General features: G+C 62.5%; 15 protein-coding genes. 9 read left to right on the top strand and 6 right to left on the bottom strand.

The genetic code is table 11. The features are described 5' to 3' along the window. Positions 1–421: 421 nt before the first annotated feature. Positions 422–583, bottom strand: coding sequence for a hypothetical protein (locus PRtIB026_RS18045; RefSeq protein WP_203652433.1), 162 nt, complete (start codon positions 581–583; stop codon positions 422–424). 202 nt (positions 584–785) lie between these two features. Between PRtIB026_RS18045 and PRtIB026_RS18040 the strand changes: the two genes are divergently transcribed. From PRtIB026_RS18040 to PRtIB026_RS18005, 8 genes are all read left to right on the top strand, one after another. After that, the gene (locus PRtIB026_RS18040) at positions 786–1,808 is read left to right on the top strand and encodes a LacI family DNA-binding transcriptional regulator (protein ID WP_203652434.1); all 1,023 of its coding nucleotides are present in this window, start codon (positions 786–788) and stop codon (positions 1,806–1,808) included. Between the two features lie 72 nt (positions 1,809–1,880). Further along, complete coding sequence (locus PRtIB026_RS18035) at positions 1,881–2,651, top strand: sugar phosphate isomerase/epimerase family protein (RefSeq protein ID WP_203652435.1); 771 nt, start codon at positions 1,881–1,883, stop codon at positions 2,649–2,651. Beyond that, positions 2,644–3,603: a sugar kinase gene (locus PRtIB026_RS18030; protein WP_203652436.1), complete on the top strand. Its 960-nt coding sequence runs from the start codon at positions 2,644–2,646 to the stop codon at positions 3,601–3,603. Before PRtIB026_RS18035 ends, PRtIB026_RS18030 begins: the two co-directional genes overlap by 8 nt. Positions 3,604–3,660: 57 nt before the next feature. Beyond that, positions 3,661–4,938 (top strand): MFS transporter, encoded by a 1,278-nt coding sequence (locus tag PRtIB026_RS18025; protein WP_028692135.1) that lies wholly within the window; start codon positions 3,661–3,663, stop codon positions 4,936–4,938. Positions 4,939–4,948: 10 nt separating this feature from the next. Then, positions 4,949–5,935 carry a 2-hydroxyacid dehydrogenase gene (locus PRtIB026_RS18020; RefSeq protein ID WP_203652437.1) on the top strand — a complete coding sequence of 329 codons (987 nt, stop codon included), beginning with the start codon at positions 4,949–4,951 and terminating at the stop codon, positions 5,933–5,935. Between the two features lie 202 nt (positions 5,936–6,137). After that, positions 6,138–6,884, top strand: a complete 747-nt coding sequence (locus PRtIB026_RS18015; RefSeq protein ID WP_267812619.1) for a gluconate 2-dehydrogenase subunit 3 family protein — start codon at positions 6,138–6,140, stop codon at positions 6,882–6,884. Between the two features lie 3 nt (positions 6,885–6,887). Next, positions 6,888–8,675 (top strand): GMC family oxidoreductase, encoded by a 1,788-nt coding sequence (locus PRtIB026_RS18010; RefSeq protein WP_203652438.1) that lies wholly within the window; start codon positions 6,888–6,890, stop codon positions 8,673–8,675. 11 nt (positions 8,676–8,686) lie between these two features. Next, the gene (locus PRtIB026_RS18005) at positions 8,687–10,000 is read left to right on the top strand and encodes a cytochrome c (RefSeq protein ID WP_203652439.1); all 1,314 of its coding nucleotides are present in this window, start codon (positions 8,687–8,689) and stop codon (positions 9,998–10,000) included. Positions 10,001–10,051: 51 nt separating this feature from the next. Here PRtIB026_RS18005 and PRtIB026_RS18000 read toward each other — a convergent pair whose 3' ends face one another. Next, the gene (locus PRtIB026_RS18000) at positions 10,052–10,702 is read right to left on the bottom strand and encodes a TIGR04211 family SH3 domain-containing protein (protein WP_203652440.1); all 651 of its coding nucleotides are present in this window, start codon (positions 10,700–10,702) and stop codon (positions 10,052–10,054) included. Between the two features lie 288 nt (positions 10,703–10,990). After that, complete coding sequence (gene ppnN / locus PRtIB026_RS17995) at positions 10,991–12,364, bottom strand: nucleotide 5'-monophosphate nucleosidase PpnN (protein ID WP_203652441.1); 1,374 nt, start codon at positions 12,362–12,364, stop codon at positions 10,991–10,993. 834 nt (positions 12,365–13,198) lie between these two features. Between ppnN and PRtIB026_RS17990 the strand changes: the two genes are divergently transcribed. Further along, positions 13,199–14,131 carry a HEPN domain-containing protein gene (locus tag PRtIB026_RS17990; RefSeq protein WP_203652442.1) on the top strand — a complete coding sequence of 311 codons (933 nt, stop codon included), beginning with the start codon at positions 13,199–13,201 and terminating at the stop codon, positions 14,129–14,131. A gap of 177 nt (positions 14,132–14,308) precedes the next feature. Here PRtIB026_RS17990 and PRtIB026_RS17985 read toward each other — a convergent pair whose 3' ends face one another. The 3 genes from PRtIB026_RS17985 to PRtIB026_RS17975 form a co-directional block, all read right to left on the bottom strand. Further along, on the bottom strand, positions 14,309–15,244 hold the full coding sequence (locus PRtIB026_RS17985; RefSeq protein ID WP_203652443.1) for a DUF2971 domain-containing protein: 936 nt from the start codon (positions 15,242–15,244) through the stop codon (positions 14,309–14,311). Positions 15,245–15,635: 391 nt separating this feature from the next. Next, positions 15,636–16,835 (bottom strand): nicotinate phosphoribosyltransferase, encoded by a 1,200-nt coding sequence (gene pncB, locus PRtIB026_RS17980; protein WP_203652444.1) that lies wholly within the window; start codon positions 16,833–16,835, stop codon positions 15,636–15,638. Further along, a complete protein-coding gene (locus PRtIB026_RS17975) occupies positions 16,832–17,482 on the bottom strand; it encodes a nicotinamidase (RefSeq protein WP_203652445.1) in 651 nt (216 codons plus the stop codon). Before PRtIB026_RS17975 ends, pncB begins: the two co-directional genes overlap by 4 nt.

The raw sequence follows: 17,482 nt of genomic DNA, 5'->3' as shown, positions 1-17,482 counted from the left end.
AGCGGGCTTGCCCCGCGAAAGGGCCGGAACAGCCAATACATAACTAACTGTAAAACAACTGACTTCGCATTTCTTGCTCTTGCTCTTGCTTCTAAGCGCGCGATAGCTCAGGCAACACCAATTGCGACTTCAGGAGGCCGAGCGGAGTTCTTGCGGAGGGAGGTGACGGCCATGGATGGCCGTCAAGCGCTGCGCCCCAGGATGGGGCGTTCAGCGCGGTCCTCCCGGGAGCAAACAAAGGCGTGAGGGAATCCCGCCACGAGCGGGCCGGATGAACGGAGCGGAACGGTTTTGCCTACTTTTCCCTAGAGAAAAGTAGGTCGCCGTAAAGGCGAAAAGGTGACTAAATGTCGACATCACCTACGAATGCGCATAAAAAACTAGAACAATCACCAAAAAACCAGAACCAGAACCAGAACCTTCAGGCAATAAACTCCGACTCCACCTCACCATCATCCTGCCGAACACTAAGCACCACAGCCCCCCCACACAACCCAACCAACCCCACACTGGCCACCACGATATCCCCCATCCCCATACCGGCAAGCAGCAAAATCAGACTGATCCTGAACAGTGTGGTCATGGCCATCTCCAAGGCAGGGCGAACGAACTCCATGAAGCCACCATAACCCCGAAGCCCCCCATGTACAGCGCCAGGACAAGCGATTGGCACTGAATCCACCCGCTTTGGCAGAAAGCCCGTCACTTGACGCCACCCCCCATCCCTGATTTCATTGAAACCGTTTTCATCAACCCTGCAAAAGCGCAAACAAGAAGGAAACAGGGTGAACAAAGAGCCAACATCCGTCCGCGGTCGGGTCACCATCAGCGAAGTCGCCAAGGCCGCCGGCGTTTCCAAGGCCACGGTGTCGCGCTACATGGGCGAGGACCGGCAACTGCTCGCCGAAGCCACCGCGCAACGCATCGAGGCCGTCGTCGAACGCCTCGGCTATCGCCCCAACCGCATGGCCAGCGCCCTCAAGCGCGGCCGCACCGGGCTGATCGGCATGCTCCTGGCTGATATCCGCAACCCCTATTCGGTGGCGGTGATGCACGGCGTCGAGACTGCCTGCCGCCAGCACGGCTACAGCCTGGTGGTGTGCAACACCGACTACGACGACGACCAGGAACGCAGCCACCTGCAAGCCCTGCAGTCGTACAACGTCGACGGCCTGATCGTGAACACCCTCGGCCACCGCGCCGACGAGCTGGCCAAGCTGGCCCTCGACCTGCCGATGGTGCTGGTCGACCGGCAACTGGCCGGCCTGGCAGTCGACCTGGTGGGGTTGGACAACACCGATGCCGTCGAACAGGCCCTTGATCACCTGCAGCGTTGCGGTTATCGCGACATCCTCGCCGTGACCGAGCCGCTCGACGGCACCAGCTCCCGCCAGGAGCGAGTTGACGCCTTCCAGGCCTCCATCGCCCGGCGCCGTGGCCTGCGTGGGCAGGTGCTGGAGGTGGGGGCGGACTTGCCGGAGCAGCTGGGCAGCTTCATCGCCGGGGCAGGGCACGGCCCGCAGGCCTTGTTCACCTGTAACGGCGTTGCCACCCTGGAGGTGGTACGCGTGCTGCACGCCCGTGGCGGAACGCTGTTCCAGGACGTCGGCCTGCTGGCGCTCGACGAGCTGGACTGGTACCCGTTGGTGGGCAGCGGCATCACCGCCCTGGCCCAGCCCACCGGGCGGATCGGTGCCGCAGCGTTCCAGTGCCTGCTGGAGCGCCTGCAAGGCAGCGGTTCGCCGGCGCGGCGCCTGGATTTGCAAGCCGAGCTGATCCCGCGAGGCTCCACCCGATCACAAGCCTGACGGCGTCCTTGACGCCGTTGCTGCTGGCGAAAAATGAAACCGGTTTCATCTACAAGAACAAGGACCACACACATGCAATCGCCCATTGTCTCCATCAGCTTGTCGAGTTTCGGTGCCGATGCCGTGCGGCGCCTGGGTCAGGCCAGCTACCTGCCGTTGCTGGCCGCCGCCGGTGCGCGGCGGGTGGAATGGCGTGAGGAACTGTTCGACGCCACGCCCGCTGTCACCACCCTGGCCAACCTGGCCGCCGAGCATGGCCTGCAGAGCCTTTACTCCACGCCACTGGAGCTGTGGCGCGAGGATGGCAGCCTGGAGCCGGCCATCGCCCAGCGCCTGCAACTGGCAAGCGAAATCGGCGCGGTGGCGCTGAAGGTGTCGCTGGGGCATTACCAGCCAGGCTGTGACTTGCAGGCCCTGGCGCCATTGCTGGGGCACAAGACAGCGCTGTATGTGGAAAACGACCAGACGCCTTACGGCGGACGGCTGCAGGTCCTGGAACGATTCTTCCGCGAGGCGCAGGAGCAGGGCGTGGCACCGGGCATGACCTTCGATATCGGTAACTGGTACTGGCATGACGAATCACCGCTGCTGGCGGCACAGCTGCTGGGCCGTTGGGTGCGCTATGTGCACTGCAAGGCCGTGGCCCGGCGTGCAGACGGGCGCCTGGTCGCGGTCGTGCCCCAGGCGCTTGACCTGGCCCAGTGGCGCGAGCTGATGACCTATTTCGCCCCGGACCTGCCGCGGGCCATCGAATACCCCCTGGCCGGTGATGACCTGCTGGCGCTGACCGCGCGGCAGGTCGCGCAACTGGCGCAGCTGGAAGGGCAGGTGTGCCATGGCTGAGCGCGACGTCCTGTGTTTCGGTGAAACCATGGCCATGTTCGTGGCCGCGCAGCCGGGCGAACTGGCCCAGGTCGAGGGTTTCGGCAAGCGCATCGCCGGTGCCGACAGCAACGTGGCCATCGGCCTGGCGCGCCTGGGCCTGGGGGTGCGCTGGCTGAGCCGGGTGGGTAACGACTCGCTCGGCGCCTTCGTGCTCGACACCCTGCGCCAGGAAGGGCTGGACTGTTCGAGCGTCGAGATCGATGACGAGCATCCCACTGGGTTCCAGCTCAAGGAGCGCTGCGATGACGGCCGCGATCCGCAAGTCGAGTATTTCCGTCGTGGCTCGGCGGCCAGCCGGTTGTCGCCGGCCCAGCTGCAACCCACGTTGCTGGAGGCCCGGCACCTGCACGCCACCGGCATTCCGCCGGCCTTGTCGGCCAGCTGCCGCGCGCTCTGCCACCAGTTGCTGGACGACATGCGCGCCCATGGCCGCAGCATTTCCTTCGACCCCAACCTGCGGCCTTCGCTATGGCCGGACCGCCCGACCATGGTGCGCGAGATCAACGCCCTGGCGTTCAAGGCCGACTGGGTCCTGCCGGGGCTTGAGGAGGGGCGCCTGCTGAGTGGCCGCGAGTCGCCGCAGGACATCGCCGAGTTCTACCTAGAGCAAGGTGTGCAATACGTGGCCATCAAGCTTGGCGCCGAAGGCGCCTACTGGCGCGACGCCAAGGGTGAGCACGGGGTGGTCCCTGGTTTTCCAGTGGCCCGGGTCGTTGACACCGTGGGGGCGGGCGATGCCTTCGCCGTCGGCGTGATCAGCGCCTTGCTCGAGGGCCTGCCGCTGCGCCGGGCCGTGGCCCGGGGCAACTGGTGCGGCAGCCGGGCGGTGCAGAGCCGGGGCGACATGGAGGGCCTGCCGCAACGCCACGAACTGGACCTGCACGAACACGCTTCGATCCAACCACGCTGAATCGCCGGACCGTCCGGCACCTGATGTGACAAGAACAACAAGACCAGGAGAATCCCCATGCAGCTTGATCGACTCGCTCCCAGACGCTGGTGGTACATCATGCCCATCGTCTTCATCACCTACAGCCTGGCCTACCTCGACCGGGCCAACTATGGCTTTGCCGCGGCCTCGGGCATGGCCGACGACCTGAAGATCACCCCGGCGCTGTCGTCGCTGCTCGGCGCGCTGTTCTTCCTTGGCTACTTCTTCTTCCAGGTGCCGGGCGCCCTCTATGCGCAGAAGCGCAGCGTCAAGAAGCTGATCTTCGCCAGCCTGATCCTCTGGGGTGGCCTGGCGACGCTGACCGGCGTGGTGCATGACGTCTACCTGCTGATCGTCATCCGCTTCCTGCTGGGCGTGGTGGAGGCGGCGGTGATGCCGGCCATGCTCATCTACCTCTGCCACTGGTTCACCCGCGCCGAGCGCTCGCGGGCCAACACCTTCCTGATCCTCGGCAACCCGGTGACCATCCTGTGGATGTCGGTGGTTTCGGGCTACCTGGTGCAGCAGTTCGACTGGCGCTGGATGTTCATCATCGAAGGCGCGCCGGCGATTCTCTGGGCCTTCATCTGGTGGCGCCTGGTGGATGACCGTCCGGAGCAGGCCAAGTGGCTGGATGCCCGCGAGAAGGCGGCGCTGCGCCAGGCGCTGGACGCCGAGCAGCAGGGTATCAAGCCGGTGAAGAACTACCGCGAGGCGTTCCGCTCGCCTACGGTGTTGATCCTGTCGCTGCAGTACTTCTGCTGGAGCATCGGCGTGTACGGCTTCGTGCTCTGGCTGCCGTCGATCCTCAAGCAGGCGGCGGCGCTGGACATCGTCACCGCCGGCTGGTTGTCGGCGGTGCCGTACCTGGGGGCGGTGGTGGCCATGCTCGGCGTGTCCTGGGCCTCGGACCGCCTGCAGAAGCGCAAGCGTTTCGTCTGGCCGCCGCTGCTGATCGCCGCCCTGGCGTTTTACGGCTCGTACAGCCTGGGCACCGAGCATTTCTGGTGGTCCTACGCCTTGCTGGTGATCGCCGGGGCCTGCATGTACGCGCCCTACGGGCCGTTCTTCGCCATCGTCCCCGAGCTGCTGCCGGCCAACGTCGCCGGGGGCGCCATGGCGCTGATCAACAGCATGGGCGCGCTGGGCTCGTTTTCCGGCTCGTGGCTGGTGGGCTACCTCAATGGCGCCACCGGCGGCCCCGGCGCCTCCTACCTGTTCATGTGCGTGGCGCTGCTGCTGGCCGTGGCCCTGACCGCCGTTCTCAACCCCTTGCAACAGACACGCCGGCAAAGCCTGGCGCCCAGCCGATAGGTACCGTGCAATGAAGAAACGCATCGTCCTCTACAAACGCCTCTCCGACGCGCTCATGGCCCGCCTGCAGGCGCACGCCGAGGTGACCCTGGTCGAATCGCCCAGTGCCGACGGCCTCGCTCGGCTGCGTGCAGCGCTGCCGGGCGCCCACGGGCTGCTCGGCGCCAGCCTGCGCCTGGACGCCCCCTTGCTCGACCTGGCGCCGCAGCTGGAAGTGGTCTCCAGCGTCTCGGTCGGCGTCGACAACTACGATATCGACGCCTTCGACCAGCGCGGCGTGCTGTTGACCAACACCCCCGACGTGCTCACCGAAACCACCGCCGACACCGGCTTCGCCCTGATCCTCGCCTGTGCCCGGCGGGTCGTCGAGCTCGACGGCTGGATCCGCGCCGGCCACTGGCAGGCAGGTATCGGGCCGGCGCAGTTCGGTTGCGATGTGCAGGGCAAGACCCTGGGCATCGTCGGCATGGGCCGTATCGGCGAGGCCCTGGCCCGCCGCGCCCATGCCGGTTTCGGCATGCGCGTGCTGTACCACACCCGCCAGCCACGGCCCGAGGTGGAGGCGCGGTTCGCCGCCGCGCATCGCAGCCTGGAGGCATTGCTGGCCGAGTCCGATTTCGTCTGCCTGTGCCTGCCGTTGACCGCCGCGACCGAGAACCTGATCGGCGCACCACAACTGGCGCTGATGAAACCGTCGGCGATCCTGGTGAATATCTCCCGTGGTCGGGTGCTGGACGAGGCTGCATTGTTCCAGGCTCTGGCCGAGCGGCGCATTCGCGGCGCCGGCCTGGACGTGTTCGTGCGCGAGCCGTTGCCGGCCGATTCGCCGTTGCTGCAACTGGACAACCTGGTGGTGACGCCGCACATCGGCTCGGCCACCGAGGAGACCCGCGAGGCCATGGCCCGTTGCGCCGTTGAAAACCTGCTGGCCGCCTTGGCCGGCGAGCGACCGCAGAACCTGGTCAACCCGCTTGCCTGGTCGCGGCGAAACCCATGAGCGGGGCGAGCACTGTGCTCGCCCCGTGCTTGCCATAACAACAGCCCTTGCCCGATTCGATATCCCGGGGTCGTGCTGCGACCCTTTGGCAAAACAAGGCCGCTCCGCCGAGACAGCGCTGTCTCGGCCTGTGGCCCCGGGATCTTCAGCGGTGAAAAGGGCGACGATTTCCGTATGACCTGATCAACAGAGAGACATCCTCATGTCCAAGGACCAACCCGCCTCCGTGCAACCGGCGCGCCGGGCGTTCCTGCGCCAATCCCTGACCCTGATCCCGGTGGCGACCCTCGCCGGCACGGGACTGGGCAGCGCAGTGCTTGCCGACAGCGTCACCCCGGCACCTGCCGAACCGGCCCGAGCGGCCCCGGCACGGGCCTACCAGCCGAGCTTCTTCACCCGCGAGGAGTGGGGCTTCGTCAGCGCCGCCGTGGCCGTGCTGATCCCCACCGACGCCCTCGGCCCCGGTGCGGCCGATGCCGGCGTGCCCGAGTTCATCGACCGTCAGCTCAACACCCGCTACGGCAGCGGTGGGCTGTGGTACATGCAGGGGCCATTCCGCCCCGATGCGCCCAGCGAGCTGGGTTACCAGCTCAAGCTCAGCCCCCAGGAGATCTACCGGCTGGGCATCGCCGAAACCGACGCCTGGTGCCAGGCGCAGTTCGGCAAGGCGTTCGCCCAGCTCGGCCTTGAACAACAGCAGCAGGTGCTCGAGGCCCTGGACGGCGGCAAGCCGGTCTTTGCCACGGTGCCGGCGGCCACCTTCCTCGGCATGCTCTGGCTCAACACCCGCGAGGGCTTTTTCAGCGACCCCCTGCACGGCGGCAACCAGGGCCTGGCCGGATGGAAGCTGGTCGGCTTCCCCGGCGCCCGCGCCGACTTCATGGACTGGGTGGAGCGCGACGAGCGCTATCCCTTCCCGTCAGTGTCCATCAGCGGCGAGCGAGGTTGAGCCATGAGCCAAGTGATGAAGAAAGTCGATGTGGTCATCGTCGGGTTCGGCTGGGCCGGGGCGATCATGGCCAAGGAACTGACCGAGGCCGGCCTGCAGGTGCTGGCCCTGGAGCGCGGCCCTGCCCGCGACACCTACCCGGACGGCGTCTACCCGCAGACCATGGACGAGCTGACCTACAACTCGCGCAAGAAGCTGTTCATGGACATCTCCCGCGAGACCGTGACCCTGCGCCACAGCGTCAACGACGTGGCCGTGCCGTACCGCCAGTTCGGCGCCTTCCTGCCCGGCACCGGCACGGGCGGAGCGGGGCTGCACTGGTCCGGCGTGCATTTTCGCGTCGACCCGGTGGAGCTGCGCCTGCGCAGCCACTACGAGGAGCGCTACGGCAAGCGGTTCATTCCCGAGGGCATGACCATCCAGGACTTCGGCGTCAGCTATGAAGAGCTGGAGCCGTACTTCGATTTCGCCGAGAAGGTGTTCGGCACCTCCGGCACGGCCTGGTCGATCAAGGGCCAGGTGGTAGGCCGGGACAAGGGCGGCAACCCGTTTGCTGCCGACCGCTCCAGCGACTTCCCGCTGGCGGCGCAGAAGAACACCGTGTCGGCGCAGCTGTTCGAGAAGGCCGCCCGCGAGGTCGGCTACCACCCCTACAACCTGCCGTCGGCCAACACCTCAGGGCCCTACACCAACCCCTACGGCGCGCAGATGGGGCCGTGCAACTTCTGCGGCTATTGCAGCGGCTATGCCTGCTACATGTACTCCAAGGCCTCGCCCAATGTGAACATCCTCCCGGCCCTGCGCCAGGTGCCGAACTTCGAGCTGCGCAACAACGCCCATGTGTTGCGGGTCAACCTGACCGCCGACAAGCGCCTGGCCACCGGCGTGACCTACGTCGACAGCCAGGGGCGCGAGGTGGAGCAACCGGCCGACCTGGTGATCCTCGGCGCGTTCCAGTACAACAACGTGCGCCTGATGCTGCTCTCGGGCATCGGCAAACCCTACGACCCGGTGAGCAACGAAGGGGTGGTCGGACGCAACTTCGCCTACCAGAACATCTCCACCGTGACCGCGTTCTTCGACCGCGACAGCCACCACACCAACCCCTTCATCGGCGCCGGCGGCAACGGCGTGGCGGTGGACGACTTCAACGCCGACAACTTCGACCATGGCCCCCACGGCTTCGTCGGCGGTTCGCCGTTCTGGGTCAACCAGGCCGGCGCCAAGCCGATCTCCGGCATCAAGGTGCCGCCGGGCACGCCGAAGTGGGGCAGTGGCTGGAAGGCCGCGGTGGCCGACAGCTACCGGCACATGCTGTCGATGGACGCCCATGGCGCGCACCAGTCCTACCGCGACAACTACCTCGACCTGGACCCGGTGTACAAGGATGCCTACGGTTTGCCCCTGCTGCGCATGACCTTCGACTGGAAGGACAACGACGTGAAGATGAACCGTTTCATGGTCGAGCGCATGGGCAAGATCGCCGAGGCCATGGGGCCCAAGGCGATCAGCGCGGGCAAGAAAGCCTTCGGCCAGCACTTCGATGCCTCCATCTACCAGACCACCCACCTCAACGGTGGCGCGATCATGGGCACCGATCCCAAGACCAGCGCACTCAATCGCTACCTGCAGTGCTGGGACGTGCACAACGTGTTCGTGCCCGGCGCCTCGGCCTTCCCCCAGGGCCTGGGCTACAACCCCACTGGCCTGGTGGCGGCACTGACCTACTGGTCGGCGCGGGCGATCCGCGAGCGCTACCTGAAGAACCCCGGTCCACTGGCGCAGGCGTGAGGAAAGCCAACATGAAGACATTGCTCATCGCCATGCTGGGCCTGGGCGCCAGCACCTTGCTGCAGGCCGCCGACGCGGTGGACCCGGCGCAGGTCAGACAAGGGGAATACCTGGCCCGCGCTGGTGACTGCGTGGCCTGCCACACCGCCAAGGGCGGCAAGCCATTCGCCGGCGGGCTGCCCATGGAAACGCCCATCGGCACCCTGTACTCGACCAACATCACCCCCCACGCGAGCGGCATCGGCCAGTACAGCTACGAGGACTTCGAGCGTGCCGTGCGCCAGGGCATCGGCAAGGATGGCAGCACGCTGTACCCGGCCATGCCGTACCCGTCCTATGCCCGGGTCAGCGACCAGGACATGCAGGCGCTCTACGCCTACTTCATGCACGGCGTGCAGCCGGTGGAGCAGCAGAACAAGGGCAGCGACATCCCCTGGCCGCTGAGCATGCGCTGGCCGCTGGCGTTCTGGCGTGGGTTGTTCGCGCCGCCGGTCAAGCCGTTCGAAGCCGCCGGGCGAGATCCGCTGGTGGCGCGCGGCGCCTACCTGGTGGAAGGGCTGGGGCACTGTGGCGCGTGCCACACGCCGCGGGCGCTGACCATGCAGGAAAAAGCCCTGGATGCCGGCGACGGCGCGGCGTTCCTGTCCGGCAGCGCGCCCCTGGAGGGCTGGATTGCCAAGAGCCTGCGCGGTGATCACAAGGATGGCCTGGGCAGTTGGGACGAGGCGCAGATCGTTGCCTTCCTCAAGACCGGGCGCAACGAGCGTACCGCGGTGTTCGGCGGCATGAGCGACGTGGTCGAGCACAGCATGCAGTACATGAGCGACGCCGACCTGACCGCCATCGCCCGCTACCTCAAGACCCTGCCGCCGGTGAACCCGGACGACAAGCCGTTCCGCGAGGATCCTGCCGTCGCCCAGGCGCTGTGGCAGGGCAATGACGGCAAGACCGGCGCGGCGCTCTACATCGATAACTGCGGTGCCTGCCACCGCACCGACGGCAAGGGCTACGCCCGGGTGTTCCCGGCGCTGGCCGGCAACCCGGTGGTGCAGGGCGAGGATGCCACCTCGTTGATCCATATCGTGCTGGAGGGCGCGACCCTGCCGGCCACGGCGACGGCACCCTCGACCTTCAGCATGCCGGGCTTCGGCTGGCGCCTGTCGGACCAGCAGGTGGCCGATGTGGTCAACTTCATTCGCGCCAGCTGGGGCAACCAGGCACCGGCGGTGAACGCGGGGCAGGTGGCGCAACTGCGCAAGCAGGCGCCGCCGGCACTGAAGGCCGAGTCGTTGATCGGCGATACCACGGGTATCCAGGAGCCCTGAGCAGTGGCCGGGGGCAACGGGTCTGCACGACCTTGCCCCTGGCCCCGCCACTCAGAACCAGCGGTCGTTGCGTTTACGGCCGCGGGTCAGCGCCGGCAGGATCAACCCCGCCAGCAGCCCGGCCCCGGCGATGCTGCCGCCGTAGACCATGTAGCGCATCATCACCTGCTTGTTCTCGTCACCCAGGCGCGCCTGGGTGTCGCGCAGGGTCGACTGGCTCTGCGCCAGTTGCTCGTTGAGCGCCTTGTTGCGGCTTTCCAGCTCGTCGATCAGCGCCTTGCGCGAGTCGAGGGTCTCCTGCATGCCCTGCACGCGGTTCTTCCAGCTGTCGTCGATGTTCTTCAACTGGCCGGACAACTCGGTCACCTGGGCGTCGAGCTGCGGCAGGCGCTCGTTCTGGCCGGGCACGGCCTGCAGGTCGTTGCTGAGGATCCACACCAGGTCGCCGCTCTGTCCGCGCACCTGGCTGTAGTTGCCCTGGCTGGTCACCAGGCTGACCTTCTGCCCGGACTTGAGCGTGCCGACGATGCGGTGGCCATCGGTGGGGCCGCTGCGCACGTAGGTGCTCAGGCTGTCGCTGACCCAGCGCGCATCGCTGGCCGGCTCTTCGGCGTGGGCCGGAACGGCAAGGGCGATCAGGGCGGCGATCAGGCCGCCGCGCAGGGCGGTGAGGGCAGGGGAAGCGGGCTGGATGTCTGGCATGCTGGTCTTCGCTGAAACAGGACGAATGAAGGCCCGATGACTGGGCCGGCGATCCGGTCGGGTGGATTGACCGTCAGCGAAAGACCGTTTTTTTGTAGGCAGGTTCACTACCTGGTGCAGGAAATGTCTGCAGGATGTTGCTGGCCGTATCTCTAGCAGCGTGGGAGCGGGCTTGCCCCGCGATGCGATCGATGGCACCGACTTTGTCGGTGATCGCGGGGCAGGCCCGCTCCCACGCTGCCCCAGCTAAATCACAGCATGACTTTTTGCTCCATTGCAGCGGCTACCTCAGGCCACCACCTCATAGCACGGCACATACGCCGCCCCGCCGGGCAACTTCATGCGGTGCTGGTCGACGAACGCCTGCAGCAGGCGCCCGAGCGGGTCGAGGATCGCCGCGTCGCCGCGGATCTGGTACGGCCCGTGCTCCTCGATCAGGCGGATGCCCTTGTCCTTGACGTTGCCGGCGACGATCCCGGAGAACGCACGGCGCAGGTTGGCCGCCAATTCGTGGGGCGGCAGTTCGCGGCGCAGGGCCAGGTTGGCCATGTTCTCGTGGGTCGGGTCGAACGGGTGCTGGAAGCCCTCGTCGATCTTCAGCAGCCAGTTGAAGTGGAACGCGTCGTTACGTTCACGGCGGAACTGCTTGACCACCTTGAGCCCCTCGACCATCTGCCGGGCCACTTCGGCCGGATCGTCGATGATGATCTGGTAGTGACGCTGGGCGGCCTCGCCGAGGGTGGCGCCGACGAAGGCGTGCAACTGCTGCAGGAAGGCTTCGGCGCTGCGCGGCCCGGTGAGCACGACCGGGAACGGCAAGTCCTGGTTGTCCGGGTGCATGAGAATGCCGAGCAGGTACAGGAACTCTTCGGCGGTGCCGGCGCCGCCGGGGAAGATGATGATGCCGTGGCCGACGCGGACGAAGGCCTCCAGGCGCTTCTCGATGTCCGGCAGGATCACCAGTTCGTTGACGATCGGGTTGGGCGCCTCGGCGGCGATGATGCCCGGCTCGGTCAGGCCCAGGTAGCGACTGCCGTGCATGCGCTGCTTGGCATGGGCAATGGTGGCGCCCTTCATCGGCCCCTTCATCACGCCCGGGCCGCAGCCGGTGCAGACATCCAGCTTGCGCAGGCCCAGCTCGTGGCCGACCTTCTTGGTGTACTGGTATTCCTCGCTGCTGATCGAGTGCCCGCCCCAGCACACCACCAACTTCGGCTCGACGCCCGGGCGCAGGGTGCGGGCGTTGCGCAGCAGGTGGAAGACGTAGTCGGTGAGGCCTTGCGAGCTTTCCAGGTCGATGCGCTGGCTGGCCAGCTCGCTCTCGGTGTAGACGATGTCGCGCAGGGCGCTGAACAGCATCTCGCGGGTGCTGGCGATCATTTCGCCGTCGACGAAGGCGTCGGCCGGGGCGTTGAGCAGCTCAAGGCGCACGCCGCGGTCCTGCTGGTGGATGCGTACCTCGAAGTCCTTGTAGGCCTCGAGGATGGTCTTGGCGTTGTCGACATGGGCGCCGGTGTTGAGGATGGCCAGGGCGCACTGGCGGAACAGGGTGTAGAGGCTGCCGGTACCGACTTCGCTCAGTTGCTGGACTTCACGTTGCGACAGCGTCTCCAGGCTGCCCTTGGGGCTGACGGAGGCGTTGATGACATTGCGTTGGGGCATCTGGTCTTTCCTGTGCGGGTAAAACATCCTTCTTGGACAACACCATACAAGCAAATGTGCGTGGCAACGAGGGGGCGGGTGAAAAAGCCTGGCTGGCAATGGTGGGAAGGAGGGGCTTTGTGGGAGCGGGCTTGCCCCGCGATGAGGCCTGTCGCGGGCAAGCACCAAGTTTCAGTGACCATCGCCACTGTGACTTTGGTGTGGCTGGCTTCAGGAGCGAGCTGTGAAAGGCTGAGGTGGAATTGATCTAGGCAAGTCAGCACCTTGATATGAGCGCTGCGGAACGCTCGTATCCACCTTACTGTCTTCGTAATGGCTTTCTGACTTCGCTCCAGTTACGCTCGTTTGCAGCAAGGAAGAGATACATTGAGCTAATGCCGTTTGGGCCTCGCCCGGTAAATCGTTGTAGGGTGCTCAGATACCTATCTTGTGCTTCTCTAGCTTATGCATTCGACTTAAAACAAGGAAGGAACCTATGTCGTTTAGTGACTACCTGAATGGTCCGGCTCACTGCCAGCGCTGAAGCATTCAAGGTATAGTTTGTGGGGCTCTAGGTTCAGATCTACAGCTGCAAGAACTCGTTAAGAAAAGCGGAGTCATGAACGTAGTTAATGTTTAAAAGTTTATTGGGCTGGAGTAAGCGAGGTGTTTCGGGAGTGCGAGAAGAAACTCAACGCTCGGAAAGGCAGCAGAGCAGATGGATGCGTGATGGAGTGAAACGCCAAATGAACCGACCGAAAGTGAAGTTTTACTCGGGGGATTGGCTTTCGGCTAAAGCTTCTTTTCTTTTGGCATCCAGAGAGTGATAATGCAAACCTACAGTGGAATGGATCAATGAACGATACTGGTTTTGCCTTCGTGTTAAATAATTTAGACGTCGACGACGCTGACCTTCCGTTTGTTCTTGATGAAAAATCGGTGCTCAGGCGAGCGACAACTACTGAACAAGAACACTATAAAAAATTGCTCAAACATGGAGGAGTATTTTCCGCCTTTCTCGTGCCTCATGGCTCTGTTGTTAAGAAGGCAGAGGGTGAGTCTGGGCCAGGTAAGTATGTGTCGCCAGAAAAATCTGCCTTACTGGTAGTTGAGGCCAGAAAATGGAATCAGTATATTGAACTGTTAAACCTCGCAGGTAAATTGGTTTCCTACGACTTTACTGTTGGCGGACACGCTTGTTACTCTAAGGACGATGATCGAAGCAAAATTGGTATGCATGGATTTTTTAGCCATTCTGATCTTAGGCTGCTAGAGGACTATACACGAGCGTCGCCCATCAAAGTCTCCAAGGCTGAACTGTGCGAGCTTGGCGAGTACTACCGCCAGATTGAAGTGAGGGCCAATGATGCTTGGCTCAGAAGAGCACTCTCGATCTTAGGTGATATCCATAGCCTTCCCCGTTTTTCTGAACTGCGTACTCTTTCATATTTTTCCGTCCTTGAATGCATATTGACCAAGAAGTCGACTGGAGGAGCTATGTCGATTGATAAGCAGCTTCAGCATAAAACGGAGCTTCTTTGTAATTTCACCAACTACAAGGCTGAACCAATAAAGCACTTCGGTGAAGTAAAAATAAAAAATCTCTGGAAGATTCTTTATGAACTCAGGAGCCATATTGCACATGGCAACGTCTATAGCTTCACTGGTGAATTGACGTGCCTTGGAGACCTAGAGAATGTCAATGAGTTTTTAAGTGGTCTGGTCAGAAAGATTTTATGCACCGCACTGAACCAGTACCAACTGGTAGCGGATTTGCGGGAGTGTTGAGGTGCATTTAAAGACTCCACCAAACGAGCTATTTTGATGGTCCAGAAAAGAATCGAGCGAATGCAGCGTGGTGCTGGCAGCGCTGAGTAAACGCTAATCGACTCGATTCGATCTGCGGGGCGCGATCCTCTCGCTTGGGATTTGGCGCCGAACATTGCCACAAACTCCATGGTGCTGTCAGAGTGGCACTGGAATCATTTTGAATGCGTCTTTGGAGAGTACCATCCGGAAGACGGGGATGTTTTTTCGCTTAGCTTCTTCTCTAAGGACCTTTGAATGTTCCTCGGTTATTTCTGCTCCTAGGTAGAGCGCTACCGGTGCGGGCACCTTCACATTGCTTGGAGGGGTGTTGCTCCCGACGTATTTTACAATTCGCCATTCCTGTTCGTACTGCCAGTCAGCACTTTTAGAAAGCGCGCCGCCTAGTACGAATAGCTCATTGAATTTCTTCACGGGTCTGCCGAAGATCTGTTGAGTGACATCATATCGTTTTTTTTCATAAAGTACCGGCCAAATGGATGACCTTAGTTTGCTTCGAGCGTCTAGTTTTCGGAAATCGTACTCCATTGCGAAGCCGCAATGATCGTCTCCGTAATGAGCCCACATTGGCAAAGAGTCCACCCGCTCTGAAAGTGAGCATATGTTGCATGAGTCTCTCATTTTATCATTTAGTGTTTGAATGGGCTCGAATAAAATCTCTTCAATCTTCTCTCTGAAGTTGTGCTTGTCAAGATATTCAGTTAGCTTGGTTTGCTGCTTGGCGATCTGTATCAGTGCGCCGAATGGGTCTGCGGCGTTTTTGATTAGATTCAAATGCTCCTCTGTCTCCCATCCAAGGCTAATTATGGTTTTGCAGTATATAGTGCGCTCATCAGGTCCTTTTAGAGTTAGGGCGCAATCGAATGGGTCATTAAATGTTTTTGGCTTTGCGCAGAAAAGCGTATTGTTTCTTAAATTGTCCAATGCTCCATCAGTAACCCCTCTGAATTTAAATAAACTTTTGGGAAGTAGTGGGTGTGCTAGCTTTTTTGCTTTGGCAAAGGCGCCGGGTTTGTCGTAGTCCTGATGTATGAGGCTCTTAAGGATTTCTTTGTTGTCAAGTGGCGCATTCATGCTGGTCATCCGTATGCTGTTTGGTTGTGTTTTTTATGGCGTTTTACGTCTATATGGGACTTGGTTCGTGTGGGTATTTTTATCTAAGGGGTCTCCGTTTCTGCTTGCTGGGTTAAGCTATGGGCGATGCGTGAAAGTACGTCTGCTCTTTTTGTGCGAATAGATGTTTGCGGATACGCAAGGTTTATACCTGGGGATTAACTGTTAGGTGCATCATGATCTTCGTCTAAAGGGCGAGAGAGCTCTGCGAGTAATCAAACCTTCTTGTCATCTGGACTAGGCTCCATAGGTTTTTTACATATTAACTAATCCATGGTGTTGGGGGATTTTCTGTAAAGAGCTCCGGCGGCAATTTCTATTAGACTTGGTAATAAAACGCTTTTCGTACCTTTTACATAACTTTGAACACATGCCGCAGATACGCCACGAAATTATCGTCCCGACACTGTGTCTTGCCCGGGCTGTCCGAGATCTTCGCCACTGGCGCGCCGTTGCAGGCGGTCATCTTGATCACCATGTTCATCGGCTTTACCCCGGGGATATCGCAGGTGAGGTTGGTGCCAATGCCGAAGCTGACATGGATCCTGTCATTCAACGCACGGTACAGCTCAAGCATCTTCTGGAAATCCAGCCCATCGGAAAAGATCAGTGTCTTGCCACGCGGATCGATACCCAGCCGCTGGTAATGGGCGATGGCCTTTTCGGCCCAGGCCAGCGGCTCGCCCGAGTCATGGCGCAGGCCGTCGAACAGCTTGGCGAAGTACAGGTCGAAGTCGTGCATGAATGCATCCATGCCGATACAGTCGGTCAGGGCGATACCCAATTGCCCACGGTACTCGCGTACCCAGCATTCCAGTGCGGCGGCCTGGCTGTCGACCAGGCGCGGACCAAGTTGCTGGTGGGCCATGAACCATTCGTGGGCCATGGTACCGATGGGCTTGATCTGGTATTCGCGGGCCAGGTGCACGTTGCTGGTACCGACGAAACGCCCGGGAAAATCACGCTTGAGGATATGCACCACTTCTTCCTGTACCCGGTGGGAGAATCGCCGGCGGGTACCGAAGTCGGCCAGTTGCAGACCGGCCAGCTCGTCGTCGCTGGCTTCGGCCCTGAGCCAGTCGAGCTTTTGGTACAGGCGCTCGCCGACCTGCTCGATCAGCACCTCGCGATAGCGGTAGCGGTTGCGTACCTCGCTGATGATCGCCAGCAGCGGGATCTCGAAGAGGATCACGTGCAACCACGGGCCGCGTACGCGGATCGCCAGTTGCCCGGCATCGTCCAGGCCAACCTGCACGTAGCGCAGGTTGAAGCGGAACAGGCTGAGGAAGCGGATGAAGTCCGGCTTGATGAACGGGATCTTCTCCAGGTAGGCCAACTGGTCGTGGGTGACCGAGACATCGGCCAACTGCTCGATCTGGTAGCGGATCTCGGCGAGGTAGGGCGCCAGGTCCTCGTCGTTGCGGCAACGGAACTCCCATTCCACCTCGGCGTTGGGGTAGTTGTGCAGCACTGCCTGCATCATGGTGATCTTGTAGAAATCGGTATCCAGCAGGTTCTGGATGATCCGTGGACCAAAGACGCTGTCGCTCATGGGCGGGCCTCCTTGATTTGGTCGAGCCGGGTATCGAGGGCCTGTTCGTCGGTGCACAGGTGGATGCCGGTGATGGCCATTTCATCGCAGGCCGCCTGTGCGCCCTCGGCGCTCAGGGCGCGGCAGGCCGGCAGGTACAGCAGTACCTCGAAACCGGCGCGGCGCAGTTGCAGGGCAGTGGTGCGCACGCAGTAGTCCAGTGCCAGGCCGCCGACGATGATCGCCTGTACCTGCTGCACCTTGAGGTACTCGATGACGCCGGTGGAGCGGCGCTCGGCCAGGTCGTGGTAGCAGGCGCCGTAGGGGTGTAGGTCGGGTTCTACGCCTTTCCAGACGAAGTAGTCGTAGTCGATGGGGGCGGGCAGGCCGGGCAGCAGCTCGAACCCCGGGGTGCCGGGGACGCAGTGGCGGACCCAGGTCAGGTCGGCATTGGCCAAGGTCAGTGGTTGCAGCATCTGGCCCGGCTCGGCGACCACCCAGGCGGCGTTGGCCGGGTGGGCGTCCTTGCTGCCCAGGCGCAGCGAGGCGCGTTGGGCCATGGTGTTGAGCGCGGGGGCGATCAGGTGGCCGCCCGGAACGGGTAGCTCATGGGGTGCGTTGGCGGTGAAGCCGTTCTGCGCGTCGACGTCGAAGCTGGCAATGTTCAT

This window comes from Pseudomonas sp. RtIB026 (assembly GCF_016861355.2).
GTDB classification, from domain to species: Bacteria; Pseudomonadota; Gammaproteobacteria; order Pseudomonadales; family Pseudomonadaceae; genus Aquipseudomonas; species Aquipseudomonas peradeniyensis.
Note: the sequence above shows the minus strand (reverse complement) of the source record. Positions and strands in the feature narration are given on the sequence as shown.